This window comes from Bradyrhizobium sp. Rc2d, assembly GCF_900099855.1.
GTDB lineage: Bacteria > Pseudomonadota > Alphaproteobacteria > Rhizobiales > Xanthobacteraceae > Bradyrhizobium.
This window is the reverse complement of record NZ_FNCU01000073.1, coordinates 1-22,211: the sequence shown is the minus strand read 5'-3', so window position 1 is coordinate 22,211 and position 22,211 is coordinate 1. Positions and strand designations below refer to the sequence as shown.

Annotated in this window: 27 protein-coding genes; 6 read left to right on the top strand and 21 right to left on the bottom strand. The window is 62.7% G+C overall.

Annotation, left to right across the window (positions count from 1 at the left end):
• Positions 1-4 precede the first annotated feature (4 nt).
• Positions 5-787 carry an alpha/beta fold hydrolase gene (locus tag BLV07_RS42930; protein ID WP_091898588.1) on the top strand — a complete coding sequence of 261 codons (783 nt, stop codon included), beginning with the start codon at positions 5-7 and terminating at the stop codon, positions 785-787.
• 60 nt (positions 788-847) lie between these two features.
• Positions 848-1,348 (top strand): DUF6496 domain-containing protein, encoded by a 501-nt coding sequence (locus BLV07_RS42925; protein WP_091898586.1) that lies wholly within the window; start codon positions 848-850, stop codon positions 1,346-1,348.
• Here BLV07_RS42925 and BLV07_RS42920 read toward each other — a convergent pair whose 3' ends face one another.
• Positions 1,349-1,552, bottom strand: coding sequence for a hypothetical protein (locus BLV07_RS42920; protein WP_091898584.1), 204 nt, complete (start codon positions 1,550-1,552; stop codon positions 1,349-1,351).
• A gap of 392 nt (positions 1,553-1,944) precedes the next feature.
• On the opposite strand from BLV07_RS42920, the gene BLV07_RS42915 reads away from it, so the two are divergent.
• From BLV07_RS42915 to BLV07_RS42905, 3 genes are all read left to right on the top strand, one after another.
• On the top strand, positions 1,945-2,676 hold the full coding sequence (locus BLV07_RS42915; RefSeq protein WP_091898582.1) for an SDR family NAD(P)-dependent oxidoreductase: 732 nt from the start codon (positions 1,945-1,947) through the stop codon (positions 2,674-2,676).
• Between the two features lie 101 nt (positions 2,677-2,777).
• Positions 2,778-3,125: a type I restriction-modification enzyme R subunit C-terminal domain-containing protein gene (locus tag BLV07_RS42910; protein WP_091898580.1), complete on the top strand. Its 348-nt coding sequence runs from the start codon at positions 2,778-2,780 to the stop codon at positions 3,123-3,125.
• Between the two features lie 21 nt (positions 3,126-3,146).
• Positions 3,147-4,364, top strand: a complete 1,218-nt coding sequence (locus BLV07_RS42905; protein WP_091898578.1) for an HNH endonuclease — start codon at positions 3,147-3,149, stop codon at positions 4,362-4,364.
• Between the two features lie 130 nt (positions 4,365-4,494).
• Here BLV07_RS42905 and BLV07_RS48185 read toward each other — a convergent pair whose 3' ends face one another.
• From BLV07_RS48185 to phnG, 20 genes are all read right to left on the bottom strand, one after another.
• Positions 4,495-5,256: a zinc metalloprotease gene (locus tag BLV07_RS48185; RefSeq protein ID WP_176946137.1), complete on the bottom strand. Its 762-nt coding sequence runs from the start codon at positions 5,254-5,256 to the stop codon at positions 4,495-4,497.
• 329 nt (positions 5,257-5,585) lie between these two features.
• Positions 5,586-6,500 carry a hypothetical protein gene (locus BLV07_RS42890; protein ID WP_176946136.1) on the bottom strand — a complete coding sequence of 305 codons (915 nt, stop codon included), beginning with the start codon at positions 6,498-6,500 and terminating at the stop codon, positions 5,586-5,588.
• A 250-nt stretch (positions 6,501-6,750) separates the two neighbouring features.
• Positions 6,751-7,314, bottom strand: coding sequence for a hypothetical protein (locus BLV07_RS42885; protein WP_176946135.1), 564 nt, complete (start codon positions 7,312-7,314; stop codon positions 6,751-6,753).
• Between the two features lie 86 nt (positions 7,315-7,400).
• Positions 7,401-7,817: a hypothetical protein gene (locus BLV07_RS42880; protein WP_143035699.1), complete on the bottom strand. Its 417-nt coding sequence runs from the start codon at positions 7,815-7,817 to the stop codon at positions 7,401-7,403.
• Positions 7,810-8,304: a hypothetical protein gene (locus BLV07_RS42875; protein ID WP_143035698.1), complete on the bottom strand. Its 495-nt coding sequence runs from the start codon at positions 8,302-8,304 to the stop codon at positions 7,810-7,812. Before BLV07_RS42875 ends, BLV07_RS42880 begins: the two co-directional genes overlap by 8 nt.
• 98 nt (positions 8,305-8,402) lie before the next feature.
• Positions 8,403-8,642, bottom strand: coding sequence for a ParB N-terminal domain-containing protein (locus BLV07_RS42870; protein WP_143035697.1), 240 nt, complete (start codon positions 8,640-8,642; stop codon positions 8,403-8,405).
• A 280-nt stretch (positions 8,643-8,922) separates the two neighbouring features.
• Positions 8,923-10,512, bottom strand: a complete 1,590-nt coding sequence (locus BLV07_RS42865; RefSeq protein ID WP_091898565.1) for a DNA primase family protein — start codon at positions 10,510-10,512, stop codon at positions 8,923-8,925.
• Positions 10,512-11,546, bottom strand: a complete 1,035-nt coding sequence (locus BLV07_RS42860) for a DNA-primase RepB domain-containing protein (RefSeq protein ID WP_176946134.1) — start codon at positions 11,544-11,546, stop codon at positions 10,512-10,514. Before BLV07_RS42860 ends, BLV07_RS42865 begins: the two co-directional genes overlap by 1 nt.
• Before the next feature lie 119 nt (positions 11,547-11,665).
• The gene (locus BLV07_RS42855; protein ID WP_091898562.1) at positions 11,666-11,908 is read right to left on the bottom strand and encodes a hypothetical protein; all 243 of its coding nucleotides are present in this window, start codon (positions 11,906-11,908) and stop codon (positions 11,666-11,668) included.
• Between the two features lie 128 nt (positions 11,909-12,036).
• Complete coding sequence (locus BLV07_RS47110; RefSeq protein ID WP_143035696.1) at positions 12,037-12,414, bottom strand: hypothetical protein; 378 nt, start codon at positions 12,412-12,414, stop codon at positions 12,037-12,039.
• Positions 12,415-12,751: 337 nt separating this feature from the next.
• Complete coding sequence (locus tag BLV07_RS42850) at positions 12,752-13,930, bottom strand: tyrosine-type recombinase/integrase (RefSeq protein ID WP_091898560.1); 1,179 nt, start codon at positions 13,928-13,930, stop codon at positions 12,752-12,754.
• Between the two features lie 343 nt (positions 13,931-14,273).
• The gene (locus BLV07_RS42845; RefSeq protein WP_091898558.1) at positions 14,274-14,885 is read right to left on the bottom strand and encodes a pyridoxamine 5'-phosphate oxidase family protein; all 612 of its coding nucleotides are present in this window, start codon (positions 14,883-14,885) and stop codon (positions 14,274-14,276) included.
• Positions 14,886-14,907: 22 nt separating this feature from the next.
• Complete coding sequence (gene phnN, locus BLV07_RS42840; RefSeq protein WP_091898556.1) at positions 14,908-15,504, bottom strand: phosphonate metabolism protein/1,5-bisphosphokinase (PRPP-forming) PhnN; 597 nt, start codon at positions 15,502-15,504, stop codon at positions 14,908-14,910.
• Positions 15,501-16,658 carry an alpha-D-ribose 1-methylphosphonate 5-triphosphate diphosphatase gene (locus tag BLV07_RS42835; RefSeq protein ID WP_091898555.1) on the bottom strand — a complete coding sequence of 386 codons (1,158 nt, stop codon included), beginning with the start codon at positions 16,656-16,658 and terminating at the stop codon, positions 15,501-15,503. The genes phnN and BLV07_RS42835 overlap by 4 nt, the downstream gene beginning before the upstream one ends.
• A gap of 12 nt (positions 16,659-16,670) precedes the next feature.
• A complete protein-coding gene (phnL, locus tag BLV07_RS42830; protein ID WP_176946133.1) occupies positions 16,671-17,369 on the bottom strand; it encodes a phosphonate C-P lyase system protein PhnL in 699 nt (232 codons plus the stop codon).
• 8 nt (positions 17,370-17,377) lie between these two features.
• Positions 17,378-18,190, bottom strand: coding sequence for a phosphonate C-P lyase system protein PhnK (gene phnK / locus BLV07_RS42825; protein WP_176946132.1), 813 nt, complete (start codon positions 18,188-18,190; stop codon positions 17,378-17,380).
• Positions 18,183-19,073: an alpha-D-ribose 1-methylphosphonate 5-phosphate C-P-lyase PhnJ gene (locus tag BLV07_RS42820; protein ID WP_091898551.1), complete on the bottom strand. Its 891-nt coding sequence runs from the start codon at positions 19,071-19,073 to the stop codon at positions 18,183-18,185. Before BLV07_RS42820 ends, phnK begins: the two co-directional genes overlap by 8 nt.
• Positions 19,070-20,170, bottom strand: a complete 1,101-nt coding sequence (locus BLV07_RS42815) for a carbon-phosphorus lyase complex subunit (protein WP_091898549.1) — start codon at positions 20,168-20,170, stop codon at positions 19,070-19,072. The genes BLV07_RS42820 and BLV07_RS42815 overlap by 4 nt, the downstream gene beginning before the upstream one ends.
• Before the next feature lie 3 nt (positions 20,171-20,173).
• Complete coding sequence (phnH, locus tag BLV07_RS42810) at positions 20,174-20,782, bottom strand: phosphonate C-P lyase system protein PhnH (RefSeq protein WP_176946131.1); 609 nt, start codon at positions 20,780-20,782, stop codon at positions 20,174-20,176.
• Between the two features lie 4 nt (positions 20,783-20,786).
• Positions 20,787-21,200: a phosphonate C-P lyase system protein PhnG gene (phnG, locus tag BLV07_RS42805; protein WP_176946139.1), complete on the bottom strand. Its 414-nt coding sequence runs from the start codon at positions 21,198-21,200 to the stop codon at positions 20,787-20,789.
• A gap of 157 nt (positions 21,201-21,357) precedes the next feature.
• On the opposite strand from phnG, the gene phnF reads away from it, so the two are divergent.
• The gene (gene phnF, locus BLV07_RS42800; protein WP_091898545.1) at positions 21,358-22,086 is read left to right on the top strand and encodes a phosphonate metabolism transcriptional regulator PhnF; all 729 of its coding nucleotides are present in this window, start codon (positions 21,358-21,360) and stop codon (positions 22,084-22,086) included.
• The last annotated feature ends 125 nt before the right edge of the window (positions 22,087-22,211 follow it).

Genomic DNA, 22,211 nt, shown 5'->3' with positions numbered 1-22,211 from the left:
CGCCATGAAGCTCTCCGTCAACGGCACTGAGGTGTTTGCCGCAACCGGCGGCCGCGACTTCGACAAGTCGCTGCCAGCGGTCGTCTTCATCCACGGCGCCGGCTTCGACCATTCGACCTGGGCGCTGCACACGCGCTGGTTCGCCCATCACGGCTTTTCGGTGCTGGCGCCTGATCTGCCCGGCCACGGCCGCTCGGCCGGGCCGTCGCTGTCGACCATCGCTGAGATGGCCGACTGGACGGCGGCGCTGCTGGATGCGGCAGGCGCCGCGAAGGCGCACCTGATCGGCCATTCCATGGGCTCGCTAATCTCGCTCGAGACGGCGGCGCGGCATCCGGACAAGGTCTCCGCGCTGAGCCTGATCGGCACCGCCGCAACCATGACCGTCGGCCCGGATCTGCTGAAGGCCGCCGAAGCCAACGACCAGGACGCCGTCGACATGGTCTCGATCTGGGGACTCGGCTTCAAGGCCGAGCTCGGCGGCAGCCTCGCGCCGGGCCTGTGGATGCATGGCGGCGCGCAGGCCGTGTTGAAGCATTGCGAGCCGGGCGTGCTGTTCAGGGATCTGTCGGCCTGCAATACCTATGCGAATGCGCTTCAAGCCGCCGCGAGCGTGAAGGTGCCGACCACGCTCATTCTCGGCGAGCGGGACATGATGACTCCGGCAAAAGCCGGCAAGGCGCTGGCGGCGGCGATCCCGCAGGCGAAGACCGTCATCGTGCCGGGAGCAGGACACATGATCATGGCCGAGCGCCCGGATGAATTGCTGGCGGCGCTGCGGAACTGAAAAGGATCAATCGCCGGCCTTGCGCGTTGCATCCCTGTGATTTCAAAGGGAACTCGACCCATGCCAAGACAGGAAATCATCCGCAAAGCCAAGCAGGACAAGCGCGCCGGCAAATCGGCAAGCACGCAGGCCGGCGAATTCGTCAAGGACGAAATCGACAAGATCAGGAAAGGCAAGCACGGCGCGCGGTCGACAAAGCAAGCCATCGCCATCGGCCTGTCCGAGGCGCGCCGCGCCGGCGTCGATCTGCCGCCGCCGCGCAAGGGGCGCACCAAGAAGTCGACGCGCCGCAGCGCCAAATATGCCTATGAGGCCGGTCAGGGCAAACGCACCCCGAAGCGCCGGCCGCGCGTATCGCGTGCCGTCGAGGGCGTTCTGAAGAAGGAGCCGCGCTCCACAGCGTCGCGCAGCGCGCTGTCGAAGCAGGCCAAGCGTGCCGCGAGCCAGCGAACCGCGGTGTCGCGTTCGGCCGCCGCGCGGAAAGCGAGCCACACCAAGGGCGCCAAGGCCCGCTCCGCCGCCGCCAAGAAGGCGGCACGCACCAGGACGCGCCGGCGCTGATCAGCTCAGACGCCGGCCCCGCTCGGAGAACACCGCGTGGGCGGCGCGCTCAGCCTCGCGCGCCGAACGGAACTGGCGGCCTTCGAGACTGTCGAACAGGCGCTCCGAGGAGAAGAAGCGGAAGCCACGCGCGTCTCTGGTGATGATGCCGGCGGCGCGGTCTTGGATCTCGATGATGTAGGCGTTCGACTGAGTTTGGGACATGACTGCTCGTTCGCCGAGTGTTCGGCGTTCCTGTCTTGCGATTTGCAATATTGGAAGCTGCTAGGAGGCGGTCAGCAACAACAACAGGCGCCGGTGGCTGCTGAGAAACAGCGACGCGTCATGCGAGCGTGCATGTCGCCTGGGATTTCGCTGGTGATCGGTTCTCATATCGCGGCTTCGGCTCGAGGAGCAGTTTCGATGCTGCGAATATCGAGCGATTGCCGCGATTGGTCAATGAAATGGCTATCCATATTTGGCAGCGGCAAGCCGGGGCGTTTCTCTCGCAGGAAGCGCTGACAGCCGGATTCATCTCGCGATGAGTTCAACACGTGCGCCCGGCCCAGCATGATAGGCTTCTCACCGCTACGACGCAGAATTTGGGAGGTCCAGAGATGGCGGATGATCTGAAGGGGCGCACGGCGCTCGTCACCGGCGGCTCGCGCGGCATTGGCGCGGCCGTCTGTCGCGCGCTGGCAGATGCAGGCGCCGCCGTGGCGATCAACTGCCGCGAGCAGATCGGCCAGGCCGAGCAGCTCGCAGGTGAGATCGGCAAGCAGGGCGGCCGCGCGATCGTGATCGCCGCCGACGTCTCGCAGCGCGAGGCCGTAGCCGGAATGGTCGAGCGTGTCACTGGTGGGCTCGGGCCGATCGACATCCTCGTCAACAATGCCGGCATCGCCATCACGCGCGGCGTCGATGATCTCACCGAAGACGATTTCGACCGGACCATCCTGGTCAATCTGAAATCCGTCTTCCTGTGCACGCAGGCGGTGCTGCCGGCGATGCGCGCGAGGAAGTGGGGGCGCATCGTCAACATCTCCTCGGGCGCCGCGCGCGGTGCCGGCGCCATCGGGCCGCACTACAATGCATCCAAGGCCGGTCTGGAAGGCCTCACGCGAGGTTATGCGGCGCGCCTCGTGAAGGAAGGCATCACCGTCAATGCGGTGGCGCCGTCATTGATCGAGACCGACATGATGAGCGGCCAGCAACAGCTCGTCAGCCGCATTCCGCTCGGCCGCTTCGGCACGGCGGAGGAGGTAGCGAAGGCGGTGATGCTGCTGGTCGATAATGCCTACATGACCGGGCAGACCATCGCGCTGAGCGGCGGCATGGCGTTTAATTAGAGAGCCTGGCACCTGTGGCGCACACCCTCTTCCAAGCTGGGGAACGCCGTAGGGTGCGCAAAGCGGAGCGTGCCCACCATTTCTATCGCGGCGTTGGATAGGTGATCAACGCCGACAAGAGCGATGTTTTCGATGTGCTGGCCTACATCGCATTTGCACTCCCGCCAATCACCCGGCTGGATCGGGTTCAAGAGCGCCGGGTGACCATTATGTCGGGCTACGATCCCAAACTGCAGGCGTTCCTTGATTTCGTTCTGACGCAGTACGTGCAACAGGGCGTGAATGAACTCGATCAGGAAAAGCTCGGCAGCTTGCTCGTACTTAAATATCACACGATTGATGACGCCACCTCAGCGCTTGGCAGCGTAGGAACAATTCGGGACGCCTTTGTAGGCTTCCAGCGGCACCTTTATGAGCGGCCGACAAAGGCAGCGGGTGACGAACTATAGTTTTGGTTTGGAGTATCGGCGATGACGTTTAAGATTAAAACCTTCGCTGAGGCGAGATCAGTGCTGAATGATTTTTGCCAAAGGATTGACAGAAAACCGGCATCAACGAATAGGGCTTCGAAAAAGAAGCCAAACCCGGATGGCAACAGCGAAGCATGGTGGCTTGCTCACAAAGGCACCACGCCGTCTTTCGACAGTGATCGCAGCAGAGCGTATCTAAGTGCGTATGTTGAAATCGCAGGGCCGCATTTTTATGGCTCCGGAATTCCCCTCGAAAACGGCTTCCTGTATCCGGATCGCGGGGTGATGAAAGCGATGCTTCAAGCGGGCTGCGTAACAATTGGGGCAAACAAGCAAGGTCTCTTCGAACTGACGCCCAAGGGACGCAAGTTAACCTCAGGAACTGAAATCGCTTCACTGGTGCAGCTTCGTCCAGATCGTAAGCGTTTGGTCTTTGATATTCTTAAGGAGCTGAAGATCGACGTTAGCGATTGGGCACATTATGAGGGGCCGCCCGCTGCAAATCCAAAATATTGCTACGAATGGGCCTTTGAGAAGCCAGATCAATTCATAGTCCTGTGTTTGTGGCACAAGGAATTGGAGGAGATGAACGGAACGATTTTTCAGATCAAGAACTATCGCCATCGATCAAAGAACCCTCATCCGGTACGAGTGAGGCGCGCCGAAAAAGCCGACGAACTTGTAGCGAAGGCATACATCCAGGGTATGCCTATAAGGGTTATAGTCGTTGAAGGCGGCAGCAACGGTGGCACAAAGGGACGCATTCTCGACAATACAGTCTGGTCAGTTGCGTCTTACGACTTCGATACAGGCGATCACCTCTTGGAACGCGGGGTAAGGCCGCAGAAGAACGAAGGCTATCAGGAGATAGAATACAGCGCGCATGAAGGCGAAGCATGGAAGCGCGTTGCGCTAATCACTCAGCGACAGCGCGAGCACAAATTTCGAGCAAAGAAGATCGAAGATGCTCTCATCAAAAATCATGGTCGTCTGATCTGCGAGGTGAAGGGCTGCGGCTTTGACTTCTTTCGCCGGTACGGCGAAATCGGCCGCAACTACGCCCACGTTCACCATCGGCAACCACTTAGCAAGGCCCCAATGTCGGGGAAAAAATTGACACTAGCGGACCTCGCAATAGTCTGCGCGAACTGCCACGCCATGGTGCACATAGGCGGCGCCTGTCGCGACCTCGACACGTTAATTCCCCCTGCCGAATAGTTCGCGGCTGAACCTGCGCCTCAGGGTGGCCGTTGATGATTAATGGCCCCGACGATGTTGCACGTCGGGGCCCTTCAAGATCATCAGGCCGGTTACATCCGCCGTGCCTTACGATCCTTGACGTCGTCGATTACCGCACGCGATCTGGTGCAGAACGTGGCAAGGCTGCGGCATCAGCGTGATCACATGAGGCACGAAAGCGCTGGGCCGCCAGCTCGCCCTTGCGCCACTCGGCGCGGCGCCGGCGCTCGGCTGCCAACTGTAGACCCGCGACCGTCGTTGCGATCACGCCGTCGATCTCATCGCCGTTCAACGTGCGCCGTATCTTTAAGACAATGGACAGCGCCATGATCACAGGTCCATGGGGGTACAGCAGGTCGTGCGCCTGCTGCTCGCAGAATGCCAGGAAGCACTCGACCGCCTCCGCCGACTTGCAGACCAACGACGCAAGCGCAACCGCTTGCTCAACGTCACTAACAGATGGCACGGGCTCGCCTGGCAGAAGCATGCGCTCTGCGACAGATGCTCCCGCCAGCTCGATGCAACGGTCGTGTGCGTGCAAGTAGACATCGGCCGCGTCGCCGCGCGCCTCACCATCCTGTGGCATCAAGTCCCGGAGATTGTCGCACAACTCTGGCACCTCGTCGGTGTCGTCGTCACGGCCGAAGGCAACGCTGTTACGCGGGCCCCAGACGAGCCCGCCGTACTTGCCGTTCGGGTCGGGATTGATCGTCGCGCCGCCGAGCGGCTTACCGAGTAAGCGTGCGGCCACAGCGTGACCGGCTTCATGAACGGCAATGCGCTCGTCCTCTTCTTCGGTGCGGCCAAGCTCGGCGAGCAACACATCGTACTCGTCATGCTCGTCGTCGAAACCTGCCTTCTCATTGTTCATGCTTACACTCCTGCGGCCAGCTCATCGGACCGGATGAGCTGGCCGCCTTCCACCGACGCCACTGACGCCGCGCTGAAGATCGCGACGCCACCACCGGACCATCGGGAGCTGTTATTCATCTGTGTACTTGGAGAGTTCGTCGTACATGCGCTGCCGTGCGAGCATACGTGCACGAACATCCGCGACCGAATGGACGCGCAAGTACGGCATCGCGTGGGCGATCAGCTTCGCGACCGCCGCCGGGACGCGACCCTCGCTACCCGGATCGACGACCCAGCCATCAACTCGGTGAGTAAGCTCGTGGGGCTGCCAGCCCGGCGGTGCTGCTTTCACGAGCGGGGCACGTCGATCAGGATCGTGCGCGGTTCCGCCGTGGGAAGCGGAGTGAAATTGGCAGCGCGCAGCACCGGATCGATGTGCGGCACGTGCTTGTGCTCTTCGACAGCGTCGAGATCGACGACATCCGGCGCGCGCGGATCGAAGTCACCGCCGCGCGAACCACGGAGCCGCGCGCGTTTCGGATCGGTCACCGGGACCGCCACGCCAAGGCGCAGTGCACGCTGTGCAGTCGTCACGGGCATGTCGGCATCCTCAAATTGTCCGGCAAAGCGAGAGCGGCCGTCACGGTCACGGTACTTCGCGGACTTCATCATGAAGACTGTCTGCGTCGGCGGCTCAGACACCGGGACGGAAGCAGAGATCGGCTTGGCTGCCGGGATCGGCGCAACACCGTCCTGGATCGCGCGCACCATGCCGCGCAGCTCAACGAGCGCGAAACCGGCAGCGACTTCGACCTGCGTGGCGGTGTTGCCGATAAAGAGCGCCATTGCGCCGCTCTCGTGGTGGAAGTGAAGTTTCTCCAAGGCGTCGGCAAAGCGCTTGCCAGCCGCCAGATAGTCCGGCAGTGCCCGCTCGACCACGTCGAGGTCGCGCGCCAACTGCTCGCTCGCCGACTTGCGCTCTGCAGCAGCGCGCTCGGCGGCGAGCTTCTGTTCGGCATCAGCGATCTTTGCCTGCACCTCCGCGAGAGCATCGGCGTAGCCGTCGCGCGTGACTGCATAGGCGGCGACCGCCGCCTCAAACTTCGCGCGTGACTTGTCGTCTCCGTTGAGATCGGCTTCGAGGTGATGACGCTGCAACTTCACCTTGGCGTCATCATAGGCCGCTTCCGCAGCGGAATGGCGGCTATTCAGGGCCGCAGCGCGCGTGCGCAGCAAGGCCAGTTCGGCTTCAAGTTTTTCCATGGAGGATTTTCGTCGGAAGAATGGTGACATGCCTCCGAGCCTACGGAAAGCAAAGTGATTTGCGAACGATGGACTTGTGGCGCCCGCCATATGGGCGTTGCAAGGCCAGTTCTTGTGGTGCGGCCCAATGATCGCCGGATGGGGTCTCTATGTCTGCTTGGTCTCTGACAGCGGCGGAATAGCAGACATTCTTCGAAGGCTGCTTGGGGCCTTAGGAGACATCTCCGGCTGGGCTTAATAAATCCCCAAATCAATCCTCAATGTCAGCAATCTGCCTGAGGACGATCACGACGGCGATGACTAAGCCAAGTATGCCGCCAGCAATTCCGGCTAGACCAGAACCAAATGCGCCGCTCACATCACGGTCGGATAAGGCGAACGCAACGATTTCAGCCGCGAACCCCATTCCAAGCGTCAGCGCGATTATGATCGCGATGGACTTGACAAATTCGACCGCAAATCGAAGTGGCATATCGCTCCTCCGACGCCGCGTTAGTTGGTTAGGATCGTCGAGGGCTTCGATGTCGCGTTTGAGTTCTCGCCGCACCATCAGTACAAAAAATAGCACCCAACCAAAAAATACGGCCAGCCCCAGGTAGATGCTGTAGGTAGCTCCCCATACGGCTAGAAAAACGCCGAACCAAAAAAAGACCTCGCCGCAAACGTAAGCTACCGCCCCTTTGGCGCGGTCGGCCAAAGATAGGTTACTTTGGGGGGCGAAATTCGCCAGCCGCATCGCCTTGTGCCCTTTGACGCGCCTCGCTTCCGCATACTCGGCCACTACATCCACTAAGATGTAGAGCGCCGGATGCAACGTGCAACCCTCCGCACGCGCGGTGATGCTCTGAGTGATCAGACGTTTTCTGCTGGCCGGACGTCGGCACCAGGAGGACGCAACACTTAGCCCGTCGCGTCCGGCACTGCCTTGCGCGGCGGCTCCTGTGGCCGCGCCCACCCCTCGTATTTTCGCGCTCGCTCCTCCGCGCGCTGGCGCACATCAGGACCACGGCGACGGTCGATCCTGCCTTGCTCAAGATCGTCGAGCAGTTCCAATTTGCCGACAAACCAACGGCCCGCGAACTTGATGCCAAGCGGGCGGCTCGTTCCGGCGGTCAGCTCACAGTGCTTGCGCAGCTTTTCGTCGCTACACTCGGCAACGTGGGCGGCCTGATCCAGGCTCAGCAGCTCACCGCGAAGGATGCGGGCAATCACACTCCCGCTTTCGTTTTCGCGCTGGCGTACCCGATCAGCGAGCCGCCGCGTGTCATCGGCGAGACGGTCAAGCTCGGTAGCGACGAGCATCGGGTCATCAGACATCTTCATGTTCCTTGGGGTCTGCCTTTACAAAATCCTCGAAGATTTTGTCGTAGGTCCAGCCGAGCGCTTGCCGCAGCGTGCACAGGTGGACGCGAGTGTGCTCCGCGATACGGAGACGGGTATGCGCAGGGTCCTCGCCGTACCGCTTGGCGTCCGCACACATTGCGTCCTCCACATCAGCCAACAACGTGAAGAACGCCCGCGCCATCTTCCGCCGCGCGTCCAGCGTCGGTGCGCTCCGCACGGCGTCGTAGCGCGCCTCAAGCTCGGCGAACTGCCGCTCCAGATCATCGTTCACCGAGGTGCTGGCGCCGCGCGTACGCATTGCACGCGCCTGGAGCGCATCGACGATGCGCGCCAGCCGCCAGCGCGGCTTTCCACGCTCGAACGCGTCCGGCTTCAGACCGCGCGTCGCCCGCTCAATTGTCTGCCGGTCGCGTTCGAGCAGCCGAGACGCCGCATATGCGCTCACGAGCTGTATTGGCACTCCGCTCTCCTGTGTTGTTGTTGGCGCAATAGAATTGCTGGGACTACTCCTAGCGCCCGCGCGAGTGCGACCCGCATTGGCCGGGTGCTAGGAAGAACCTATTCGTAGACGATGATGTTGCGAGCGAGGATCGTTTTGCGTCCTTCGCGCTTGTGCGCGTAGTAGCGATGATACCCCTCGTGTATCCAGAGCTTACCTCTGATGTTCACGATCTCAATCGGCGGGAATTTCGCGCCGCCGCGCAGAGCCTGCTGGTAAGCCTTGACGACTGCGTGATCGAGGTCCTTGAACCGCATGCGTCGCAGGTGCAGCCGGTCAATGTGAATTCGCTCTGACATTGGTTCATTCTTTCTATTTTCAAATGTTATCCCCTAGCGCGCAGCGTTGAGGACCAGGACCGCTACGACGCCGTGACGCGTGACGTAGGTGACGCGAGAAATCTCCTATTTCGACAGACCTTCGTCAGTCGTCCGCAAGTACCTCTTTTTTGTTCCTTTCTCTCCATTACTGATAAGGGCGTGTCACTCGTGTCACCGAAAGGGAAACAGCGAGCTCTTACAGTTGCTTAGGTCGGTGACGCGCTTGGTGACGCGCGATGGGTGCAGCCCATCATTCGCGTCACGCGTCACGCGCTTTCGGTGACGCGGAGCGCTCGGCGGTGACGCGCTCGTGACACGAACGCATCTTCTTGATGCTCTCTTTCTCATCCCAGCTCGATGGGATCAGGGAGTTCACCTCGGAGGCCGACAAGGACGCCATTGCCGTCTTGCCCTCGAACAGACGCCGCTCCGAAGCCGCCTGGTGGTATTCGAGCCCCAGACTGTTGAGAGCAACACCGCAATAATAACGGCTGCGATTGTCGCGCATCTCCTGGTCCATGCCGATGCGACCGTCGCCAATGGCCTTCAAGGCTTTACTAATGCTGTCATTGGTAGGAATACGCCGGTCTTCGCCCTTCAACTCCATGAACCAGGCCGAATGGGCCAGGCAGAAGTCCGAGACCCGGACGCGGGCCATGGGGTCGAATTCGACGCAATCTTCCAAGAAGCCGGCAACAAGGTTGCTGTCGCGATGGATCGCGTCAGAGGTCGCCTTGATGCTGGCGGTGGTCTCGATAGAACCGCGCTGGAGGGCTCTGCGAAGCCCGGCAATAGCCCAATTAAGAACGCCGGGCAGCTCGGTGGCGACGATCATCTCACCGGGCTTGGCGAAGCCCCGGCGCAATGCTTCGGCCGCCGCGCCAATCGGCTTGTCGTCGTAGAACTGACGCGAGACCTCAATCACGATCATGCGGCTGACGATAGCCTTCGTCGCCTCCTTGAATTGCGGCTGACCATTAGTCGCCCAGAAGATCGGCGCACGGACGATCTGCGTGAGCACCGGGCCATTTTTGACGTTAATGGACACCGGCTCCTGCGTAATAATGGACTTCACGATGCTGGAAGGCTGCCAAGCCCCACTGAATGCCTCATGCAGCACCCATGGTAACCGTTTGACGAAAGGCATGAGACCATGCGTGCTCTCGACCGAGCCAATGGAGGCGGCAATGGTGCCACCGAACAGACCGCCGACAATGTCGAGCGGGCCGGACTTGCCGAGGTTCTGAATGCCCCAGAACACCAGCGCCTTCGACAGCGCGCGCGACTTTTTGTCGATCAATGCCGCGCCGATGCATTCCTGCACCACGCGCACCAAGGCATCGCGCTCGTCGGCAGGCTTGTCGCCGAACATGTCGGCGATCATGATCTCCCACCACGGGCATTTGGCCTGCGGATCGAAGTCCACTTCGACACGCCACGTGCAGAAGTGATCCGGGCGCGCGGGCTCAAGCTCGCCGGTAATGGGATCGACAAGGCCAGAGCGCGTCGGAATTTTGCCATGCTGGTCCCACGGGACTTGGTCACGCCACAGCTCGGGGCGACGCAAAATCCGGTTGCGCGCCTCCGAAGTCAGCTTGTTGGCATTCGTCACACCCATGCGCTCGCATACCGTCTCGATGCGCATGTCCAACCACTCGTTGATGTCGGTACGCAGCTCCCATAAGCCGCCTGAATAGAGCCACTTGGCCTTCTGCCGAGTGATGATCAGGGCCTCACCAAGCGTGCGCATGTGCGCAAGCACTGCATCGCCAATCACGACGTGAAGCTCGCCTTTGGCGACGCCAACCGCGCGGGGGAACTTCACCACATTTTCGTCTGCCGTACTCATTAGCGTGCTCCCCGCATCTTGCGATTGCGGTGCGCTTGCTTCTTCAGCCAGGTCTCGCACATACCGCGAACCTTGCGCTCCTCACGACGCCAGTTCCAACGTGCACCGTATTCGCCAGCCGCTGCCCGCGTTGCGATCAGGACACGCTCGATCACGTCATCAATCGGCACGCCCGCATTCAGGAGCGAAGCGGTGACCGAGAGCTGGGTGGTGTGGATGGAGTTCTCGCCACCAGCCATGTACATCATGGCACGCAAGCGCTGCTGAACGTTGACAGGCGGCTTGAAACCGATGCGCTTGGCGTACTCAGCAAAGAAATCGCTCTCGCCAAGCGACGAGGGTTCGTGCGTAGCCATATACTCGCCAGCAGGCTTTGCGTACTCCCGGTTACGACGGAGCATGACCGGGGACTGTTCGCTCAACCACTCTTCGATATCATCGAATTCGTACTGGCGTTCGGGATGGAAGTCTTTGATCTCGACCTCCTTCCACGTGCCATCTTTGGTGTTGTGCGACCCAGGGACGCGCATCACGCGCGAGACTTCACAGACCGCGAGATCGCCAGCGACGATGTCGGCAATCTGACGCAGGACCATCTCGATACGCTCGATATTGCCTTGGGTGTCCATCGGCTCGGTGAGGAGCCAATAGAGATGCACGCCGCCGCCCGAGGACACAATGATGCTCGGAGGAATGCGCAGCCGGGCAACATGGCGCAACACATCCGAGAGAGGATCGGCGCCAAGCAGATCGACGTTCTTGAAGTCGATGTCTGCATGCAGACACACGGTCTGTGCCACGTTCTCCTTGTTGCGCTTCTGTGCGCCTTGCTGGAGCACTGCGACGCAGAAGAACGCGCCGCGACCAGGCTTATCCCATTTTGTCAAGAACGCGGCGACCGTGCCCGGCCTGCGCGTCATGATGTGGCGCTCGCCGGGCTGCTTGGGATCATCGCGGTCGTTCGGAAACGAGCAGATGTAGATGTCAGTGGTCGTGTAGCCGAACAGCGCCTTGAAGAAGGCGATGAGGCCCACGGGCGGAGTGGTCAGGTCGCGGTCTTGCGCGCACGCGGGCGCGCTGCTATCAACGAAGAGCATTCTGCAATCCTTAAGAAGATGATGGAGAGGCGGCTGGCGGGCCGCCTTTTCTGTGACTACGCGGCGCTGTTGGCTGTCTGCGTCGCAGCCTCACGCGCACGACGCCAAGCGGCCGCCGCCTCACGCGACACCAACACGCGCGTGCCGACGTTGAACGTGACGGGCATCAAGCCCAGGGGCTTCAACTTGTAGAACAACTGCGAGCTGATGCGGTGGCGCGCACAGAATTCGCGAATGCTGTAGGCATCCGGGTGATGCGCGGGATCGGCCTTGCGGCCTGTGACTTCAGGTCGGGTCATGCTTTGTCCTCCATGATCGAGAAGCGATATGGAGAACAATGAGCAGGCGTGGGCTTCCAAGCCAGCACGCAAGCACGCATGCGGATTTGCGTGCCTGCTTATTTGCGTATCTGCTTATTTGCGTATTGTCAGTCGCGCCGGTTTCGGCGGCCGAGTGCGCGGGAAATGCTATCAGGCGATGGTACCTTGGTTCCTTTTTTCACCAAGGGCCGCAAACGGGCTTGGATTGCTTTCAGCGAGAAATCATCCGGTGGATGGCCATTAGGCGGAAATGCTTTCGGTAGCAACTCTTTGACGACCCTGATTTGCCAGCCGTCCTTTGCATGCTGTTCCAGTCCGGCACTATCTTCGCCGCGCGCACCGGCTGATCGCTCAGCGATGCCAGGATAGTCCTTGGTGGGACGAGGCGAAGTTCGACCGCTGCTTAATCGCTTGATGCCCACTATTATGGTCTTACCGTCTCTCTTCTCGGTGAGCATCTTGTAGTTCTTTTTTTGCTTAGCCATGTGGCTGGCCCTTGGAGCGCAGATTTATTTGCTTCAGCACGGTTGCGAATAAGTCGCTCAACACGCGCAGCAGCCCTCGTTGTTAGGGCGTGACTTAACTTTCACGTCTAGATCGACAGACTTTCTATGTGGGCTAGGCACGAGCGCTCCTCCGGTTCAACTATCGCGGGACTTTGCAGCCGTGCCAATGCACGCTCAGCCGGTATACCGGCTGGTCCCAGTTGAAGCAGAGCGCTTCGTGATGCGTCGGACCGACCGGCGCAGTATCGAAAAGCTCTCAGTCGCGGCTAATACGCCGATCCGTTGCGTTGCCGGGCGCTTTACGATCCGGTGAAGCTCATGCCGCTTGCGCCAAGCTAGGCGATTTTTCGAGATTGAGCAACGTCGCGCGCGTCAGCGCCTCAGTCGGATCGCCAATGATGTACCTGCTGTAGTTTTTCTCGATCATTGCGACGGATGTATCGTGGTGCGCGGCGACCACGCGGGTCGGGACGCCCTTTAGCAGTTGCCGAACGATTGAACTGTGCCGCAGGGCATAGGGCGTCACCTCCGGCCCCAGTTCAAGACGTTTGACCACTGGGCTGAAGAGCGCAGCCAAATTCCAAATCTTATCGAACAGCGGCGCGTGAGCAGCCCGGCCGTTCGCCTTTTGCCGCAGCGCCTTCGCCAACCGCGTCGAGATCGGCAAAGGCCGATATTCGACGTTCCGGTTCTTTCCCTTCTTGCTGGTCGGCATCATCAGCCGGGGCGCGGTCAGATGATCTTGCAGATCGGACGGCGTCAGCCTGAAGACTTGGCTCTCGCGCGAGCCGGTCTCTGCCAAGACATCGATCATGAGACCGAAGTCGCTGTTCTCGTCATAGGACCCGCTGACCAATGCCGCGACCGTGTGATCCGGCAGGATGACGTTGCGCGCGACCTCGCTGTCCGGCAACTTCTTCAATCCGTTTTGCCACGCGGCCGTGTTGGTGATGCGCTTGTCGTTGCGCCCGGCAAGCGCCAGTGCGGCCTTGAGCGAACGCCCAATGCGGTCGGCGGAGGAAGGCTTCAGACCGGCCTTCACCAGACCAGCGCGCCAGTCACGAAGTTCTCGCTCGGTGAGCAGCGCGACCGCCTTGCTCTTGAGCGCGTCAGTGAGGTGCAAGCGCAACTGGGTGGCATTGTATTTGCGCCCACCGCGCGTTTCGAGATCGGTCTCATAGGCGTCAACGGCTTCGGCGACGCTGCTCGGCTGTTCGCTGTTGCCTTCGCCAGCGCGCGCCAGCGACTTGGCCTTCTCCAGTGCTTGCCAATAAGTCATCACGCTCTCGCCGTTGGCGTCTTCGTGGTCGTCAGCGAGACCGAACCGCTTGAGCCAGCCATGGCACTTCACAGACCACGTGCCGGGACCAGAGTTGCGGCGGTAGGCGAGAAAGATGCCGGGCGCGATCAGTGCGGTGTACGGCTTCTTACGTGTCGCGAGCTTCAGGCGTGCAGTACGATTTTCCAGAAATGCAGAACGCGTCCGGCGGGCCATGGTGTCCCTCAAAATGTCCCCAAAATGGGGATGGGTCGGGATGGTGCCCATTGTACCAGAAAAGGAGGAATATAAGCAAATACAATGAGTTACGCGACATATATGGGTCTGTGTGGGCCGCTATGGATTGCAGTTTCTCCCCTTGTGGGAGAAGGTGGCATAGGCGGCCACCCGGCCGCCGTTCTCAAGAACGCCGAAGCGAAGCTTCGGCTATGGCGCCGGATGAGGGGTATCTATCCGCGAGCGTTACTGTGAGAGGAGTGCGCGGAGAGAGACCCCTCACCCGTCTCGCCGCTATCGCGGCGCGCCAACCTCTCCCGCAAGGGGAGAGGGGAAGACTTGACTACCACATCGTCGCGGCGGCGCGCGCGGACCAGGCGCGATCATATTCTTCGCCGCCGACCTTGTTCTCGCTCATCTCGGCCAGGATCTGGCCGGGCGTCGGCAGGGTCTTGGGATCGACGCGCTTGTCGGGATTCCAGAGGTCGGAGCGGACGATGGCGCGGGCGCACTGGAAATAGATCTCGTCCACGCTCATCACCATGACGCTGCGCGGCGCCTTGCCTTCGACCTTGAACGAGGCCAGCAGCTCGGGATCAATCGAGAGATGGGCGCGGCCGTTGGCCCGAACCGCATTGCCGGAGCCGGGAATCAGGAACATCAGCGACACCCTGGGATCGCGCACGATGTTGCGCAGGGAATCGACCCGGTTGTTGCCGCGCCGGTCCGGCAACATCAGCGTCTTGGGATCGTGAATGCGGACGAAGCCGGGCAGGTCGCCGCGCGGCGAGCAGTCGATCCCCTCCGGTCCAATGGTCGCAAGCGCCGCGAACGGCGCCTTTTCGATGTAGATTCGATAGAGCGGCGTGACATGGTCGGCGACTTTCACGGTCGAGGCATCGTTGGTGACGCCATAGATGGCCTCCAGCTGTTCGACCGTTTCGATCACCGACATTCCGCACTCCTGATTGTGCTGGTTATTCCTGCCAGCCTTCGTTCCTGATCAACCGCAGGAGCTGACGGCCATGATACTCCGCGCTGCCGGCGTTGAGGATGGTGACATCGGCCTGCGCCTGCGCATCATCGACGCTGCGCGACAGCCGTTCCGTGATGTTGCCGTCGCTATGCCGCGCCCGCGCGGCAAGCCGTTGCGCCAGCACGTCCGGCGGCGCCGTGATCGCGACCACCACGACATTTGCATAGGTTTGGCGCAACGCGCCGATCACCGTGCGCGAGACGTTGACGACGACCGTGCGTCCGGCACGGATATCGTCGTTGATCTCGAGCGGCAGCGCGTAGGAATGCCCGTGCGCCTCCCAGTGCACGGCGAAATCGCCATGCTGCTGCGCGCGGCGGAATTCGTCAGAGCCGAGCGCGACATTGTCTTCGTCGGTGGAGGATTCCCGCGTCACGACGCGGCGTGGAAAGACGATGTCGTGATCCTCACTACACGCCGCCTGCGCCAGCCGCAGCAGCGTATCCTTGCCGGCGCCGCTGGGACCGACCACGAGCACCAGCCGCCCGGGTCCGATCGCGCCCGCCGCGTCCTGCGCCATGGCCGCGGTTTCGCTCATGCGACACGACTCCCTTCGCGCCAGACGCTGCGGACTACGGGAACGCTGCCGGCAACATGCACGCGGATCAGGTCGGCGCGCTTGCCGATCGCGACCTCGCCGCGATCGGTGAGTCCGACCGCATCGGCAGGCGCCTTGGTCACGGTGCGGATCGCCGACGGAAGGCTGATCGCGGGCACATGTTCGGGCAGTTGCAGCGCCCCCATCAACAGGCTCGATGGGATGTAATCCGACGACAGGATATCGAGCAGGCCCTCACGCGCGAGATCAACGGCGGCGATGTTGCCGGAGTGCGAGCCGCCGCGCACGACATTGGGCGCGCCCATCAGGATGTCGATGCCGGCCTGGTGCAGACCGCGCGCGGCCTCCAGCGTGGTGGGGAATTCCGCCACGGCGACGCCGTCGCGCACGGCGTCCGCGACGTTCTCCTCGGTGGTGTCGTCATGGCTGGCGAGCGGGATCTTGTACGCGTGCGCCAGCGCCACGATCTCACGCATGTTGGTCGCGGCATAGGCCTTCTGGTACTCGAAGCGTTTCGCGAACAGCTCGTCGAGCTCGGCATCGGTCTTGCCGCCGCCCTTGCCGCGATAATAGTCGCGCAGCTTGACCTCGTCGCGGAACTGGCGCTGGCCGGGGGTATGATCCATCAGCGACATCAGCTTGACGTCGGGACGGTCGATCAGCTCCTTGGCCTCCTCGACGACGCTCGGCATCGGGATTTCGCAGCGCAGATGCAGGAAGTGATCGGCACGCAAAAGGCTGGCGTCACGCGCGGTGGTGATCGCGGCGGCGAGCACGCCGGCGCGGCCATCGACTTCCTCCGCACCCTCCTCGCGCCAGACCCGGAGCGAATCGAACACGGTGGTGATGCCCGAGGTCGCGAGTTGGCCGTCATAGGAGATGACGGCGGCGACCGGATTCCAGAACACTTTTGGCCGCGGCACGTAATGCGCTTCGAGATGGTCGGTGTGGAGCTCGATCAGGCCCGGCATGATAAGATCGCCGCCAGCATCCTCGGCACCCGCGGGCGCCCTGCCCTCGCCGATCTCGGCAATGCGTCCGCCCGTGAGAGCAAGCCAGCCCTGCTCGATCACCCGGTCGGCCAGCACGATCCTGGCGTTGGCGATGACGGTGTCCTTCGGCTTGGCGTTCATTTCCCTCTTCCTTCAGGCCGCGGCGGCAAAGCTGGTGACGTCGACGATGCGGTCGGCAATCAGATGACGGATTTCGTCGTCGTGGACAATGGCGACCATGGCGACGCCCTGGCGCTTTTTTTCAGTGACCAGCTCGACCACGACGGCGCGGTTGGCGGCATCGAGCGAGGCGGTCGGCTCGTCCAGCAGCAGGATCGGCAAATCCGAGATGAAGCCGCGCGCGATGTTGACGCGCTGTTGCTCGCCGCCGGAGAAGGTCGCGGGCGGAAGCCGCCAGAGCCGCTCGGGGATGTTGAGGCGATGCAGGAGGCTGCCTGCGCGCTGCTGCGCTTCAGCGCGCGCCAGACCGTTGACAATCAGCGGCTCGGCCACGACGTCGATGGTGGCAACCCGCGGCACCGCGCGCAGGAACTGGCTGACATAGCCGATGGTGGAGCGGCGAACGTTGAGCACTTGCCGCGGCTCGGCACTGGCGAGATCGATCAGCGCGCCGCGATGGCGGATGCCGATGCGGCCGCTATCGCAGCGATAGTTGCCAAAAATCATCTTCAGGATCGACGATTTGCCGGCGCCTGATGGCCCCGACAGCACGACGCACTCGCCCGGGGCGACGTGAAAGGTCACGCCGCGCACGACAGGCAATTCGATGCCGCCTTGCAGGTGCATCGTAAAGGTCTTTTGGGCATCGGCAACGTCGATCATTGCGGTCATCGAAAAGCTCATGGCGGGAGAATCGAGGAGACGAGGAGTTGCGTATAGGGCTCGCGCGGGTCGTCGAGCACCTGGTCGGTGAGACCGGTCTCGATAACGCGGCCGCCCTTCATCACCATTACGCGGTGCGATAACAGGCGCGCCACTGCGAGGTCGTGGGTCACGATGATGACGGCGAGGTGCAGCTCGGCGACCAGGCTGCGCAGGAGGTCGAGCAGGCGGGCCTGCACGGAGACGTCGAGGCCGCCGGTCGGCTCGTCCATGAACATCAGCCGCGGCTCGGTGACGAGGTTGCGCGCGATCTGAAGCCGCTGGCGCATGCCGCCGGAATAAGTGCGCGGCGCGTCGTCGATGCGCGCGACGTCGATCTCGACGCGCGTCAGCCAGTCCGACGCGGTATCGCGGATACGGCCGTAATGATTCCAGCCGACCGCCATCAGTCGCTCGCCGACATTGGCGCCGGCCGAGACCGCCATGCGCAGGCCCTGCGCGGGATCCTGGTGCACATAGCCCCAATCGGTGCGGAACAGGAAGCGCCGCTCGGCCTCGCCGAGCGTGGTCAGATCGCGAGTGATTCCGTCGCGCATCCGGTAGGAGACCTGGCCGGCGCTCGGCGTGAGCTGGCCCGACAGCATTTGCAGCAGCGTCGACTTGCCCGACCCGGACTCGCCGACGATCGCCAGCACCTCGCCAGGATAGAGCGCGAAGGAGACGTCGCGGCAGGCGGCGATGCGGCCGAAGGACTTTCTGAGCGCCTCCGCGACCAGCAGCGGCTGGTCGTTTTCGAGCGCATCGAGATCAGCCAAATCTTGATCAACCATGTGAGCCCGCCTTCTCCTTGTACGGCGCGGCGCTCAGGCTGCCGTGATGGCCGGCGGCCTGCCGTCCCTCGCAATAATCGGTATCCGAGCAGACGAACATGCGTCCGCCCCTGTCGTCCGTGACGATCTCGTCGAGATAGGAATTCTCCGCGCCGCACAGCGCGCAGGGCGCGTTGAAGCGGTAGGGCTCGAACGGGTGGTCCTCGAAATCGAGCGACACCACCTGCGTATAAGGCGGGATCGCATAGATGCGCTTCTCGCGGCCGGCGCCGAACAATTGCAGCGCCGGACAGTTGTCCATCTTGGGATTGTCGAATTTCGGCGTCGGCGAGGGATCCATCACATAGCGCGCGTTCACCTTCACCGGATAGGCATAGGCGGTCGCGATATGCCCGAAGCGGGCGATGTCCTCATAGAGCTTCACATGCATCAGGCCGTATTCGGCGAGCGCATGCATGCGCCGCGTCTCGGTCTCGCGCGGCTCGAGGAAGCGCAGCGGCTCGGGAATAGGCACCTGATAGACCAGCACCTGGTTTTCATTCAGCGCCGTCTCCGGAATGCGGTGACGGGTCTGGATCACCGTCGCCTCATCCGTCGCCGTCGTCGTGGCGACGCCCGCGGTTTTGGCGAAGAACTTGCGGATCGAGATCGCGTTGGTGGTGTCGTCGGAACCCTGGTCGATCACCTTCAGCACATCCTCGGGTCCCAGGATCGCCGCCGTGACCTGCACGCCGCCTGTACCCCAGCCATAGGGCATCGGCATTTCGCGGCTGGCGAACGGCACCTGATAGCCGGGGATCGCGATCGCCTTCAGGATCGCACGGCGGATCATCCGCTTGGTCTGCTCGTCGAGATAGGCGAAATTGTAGGCAGGCGCGTTCATTCCGCGGCCTCCTTCATGGGCTCAGCATTGGCATCGGCAAATTCTTGGCGCAGCTTGCGGAGCAGGCCGAGCTCGGACTGGAAGTCGACATAGTGCGGCAGCTTGAGATGCTCGACGAAGCCGGTCGCCTGGACGTTGTCCGAATGCGACAGCACGAATTCTTCATCTTGCGCCGGGGCGAGCGCCTCCTCGCCAAGCTCGCGGGCACGCAATGCGCGGTCGACCAGCGCCATCGACATGGTCTTGCGCTCGCTCTGGCCGAAGGCGAGGCCGTAGCCGCGGGTGAAGCACGGCGCTTCCGTCGCCGATCCCTTGAACTGGTTGACCATCTGGCACTCGGTCAGCTCGATCGAGCCGAGCGGCACGGCGAAGCCGACCTCTTCGGCGGAGAATTCGACCTCGACCTCGCCGAAGCGGATCTCGCCGGCGAAGGGATGGTTGCGGCCATAGCCGCGTTGGGTGGAATAGCCCATCGCCAGCAGAAAGCCTTCGTCGCCACGCGCCAGATTTTGCAGGCGCAGGTCGCGATCCGCCGGAAAATTCAGCGACTCGCGGGTGAGGTCGCCGACGCTGGTGCCGTCCTCGGTCTGCGGCGAAGATTCGATCAGTCCGTCACGGCCGAGAATATCCGTCACGCGCGGCGTCGCCGCGGTCGAGGCTTCGGCTGTCGCCGGCGCTTCCGGCACAAAGCCTTCGGCGAGCGAGGGATCGAGCAGGCGGTGCGTGTAGTCGAAAGTGGGCCCGAGGATCTGGCCACCGGGAATGTCCTTGAAGGTCGACGACACCCTCCGCTGCACGCGCATCGCGCCGGTGTCGACCGGCTTGCTCGCGCCGAAGCGCGGCAGCGTGGCGCGGAAGGCGCGGACCAGGAAGATCGCCTCGATCAGATCGCCGCGCGCCTGCTTGATCGCGAGCGCCGCGAGCTCGCGGTCATAGAGCGAGCCTTCGCTCATGACGCGGTCGACGGCAAGGCCGAGTTGCTCCGAGATCTGGTCGAGCGTGACTTCCGGAACATTTTGGTCGCCGCGCCGCGCATTGGCGAGCAGGCGATGGGCGTTCTCGATGGCGCGTTCGCCGCCTTTGACTGCGACATACATGCTTCAACTTCCCTTGTTCGCGACGCGCGCGGTGCGCGGAATCGCGACCACGGCATCATCGGCGACCAGCACCACATCGAGGCCGCGCGGAAACAGCGGCTCGTTGAACCGCAGGCGCTCGAACAGGTCGAACGGCTTGATCGACGCCTGGAGCATCGCGGTGCCGTCGATGCCGGGCCCCCGCAGCTCGAAGCTGCGTCCTGAGCCCAGACTCTCGACCTGGAGGATCAATGTGGTCGAACGATCCGGATATTCGCTGGTGCCGAGCGCGAAGCGCTCGAGCGGCGGAAGCGCGGCGCCGTCGCCGATCAGCGCAAAGCTCGCAATCGACGTGTCCTGCACCACGGGCGCGCCGGTGTGGAACTTGAGCCATTTCACCACGTCGGAACTTTGCGCCATGCGCGAATCGAGCCAGAGCGGCGTGTCGTGGTCGAACAGCGTCAGCGCGATCGCAGCGGTGCCGCGCATCATCGTGTGGGGCGTTCCGGCTGTCGGCACGATACGCTGGACCGAACCCGGCCGCGCCATCGCGTCCATCACCGAGCGGAAGGTCGATTGCGCCGACAACACCTTGTCGGCGAACCCCGGCGGCAGTTCCGCAATCGTGGTCATGACTTCACCCCTCACCGCGCACCATGGTGTAGAAATCAACCTTCGTCGCGGCAGTCTCCGCCGCCGCCTGCTGGCGCTTCGTCATAAGCTGCTCGCGCAACGGCGCGATCACGTCGCGCTCGACGGCTGCGCCGAAATCGCTGGACTGCACCAGCGCGTCGCACAGCGCGATCAGCCGCGCCTTCTCACCGTCGCGGCCGAGCGTGTAGCCGAAGCCGACCTCGCCGCTGGCAAGCCGGACCGCCGCGCGCGACACCGTGGCTTCGCCGAGGTTGAACGGCGCACCATCGCCGCCAACCCGGCCGCGCAGCATGACGAGACCGTTTTCGCCGTCGCGCAGATCCTGATGGGCCGGCAGGGCTAAGTTGCGGAGGCGAGCGGCGATCTCGCCCGCCTCCGCGTGCGCCAGCACGGCCATCGCGGCCTTGCGCTGGGCTTGCTGATTGTTCTGCTGGGTCACGGATTCACCGACCTTGCCGATTCTAAGTTGTCTATGATACTAGACAACTTCATAGTGGAGCGCCATGACTGTTTCGTGACAAAGGCGCGATTTCTGGGCTAGGCTGACCGGCGATATGAGCATGCAAGACACTGCATCGTCGGGCGTCGCGCTGTGGCGCCTCGTTGCCGACGGCATCGAGCGCGGCATCGCCGACGGCCGCTTTGCCGCCGGCGACAAATTACCGGGCGAGATGGAGATCGCCGAAACCTACCGCGTGAACCGCCACACCGTGCGGCGCGCGCTGGCCGCGCTTGCCGAGCGCGGCCTGGTGCGGGCCGAGCGCGGCAGCGGAACCTATGTCGAGGCGCAGAAGCTCGCCTATCCGCTGCGCTCGCGCACGCGCTTCTCCGAGATCGTCGGCGCCGGCGGCCGCGAGCCGCGCGGCCAGTTGATCGAGGCATCCGACGATGTCGCGACCCGCGAGCTGGCGCGCGAGCTCGGCCTGAAGACCGGCGCACCGCTGGTGCGGATCGAGGCGATCCGCCTCGCCGACCGCACGCCGATCTGCGTCTCCACCACCTGGCTGTCGGCGGAATTGTTTCCGGGCGCAGGCGCCGTGTTCGCCGCGACACGCTCGATGACGAAGTTGCTGGAGCACTACGGCATTCGCGATTACCGCCGCGGCGCAACCCGGATCACCGCCGGCATCGTCGACGCAACCGACGCCGCCCGGCTCGATCTCGCGCTGGGACGTCCGATCCTGGTGGTCGATGCGACCGACCACGCTCTCGACGGCAAGCCGCTGGTGACCAAGCACTCGCGGTTTGCGGCGGAGCGGGTGGAGTTCTTGGTGGAGTCGTAGGGGACGCCACGCTCTCTCCACGAAACCGGACTCGTAGAGCCTGTGAGCCAATTCGTTTGTTTCGGCATGAACCTCAAGGGGCGTTAGCGTCCCTTGAGATCGAAGCCGGCGGCGTCAGGCCGTCG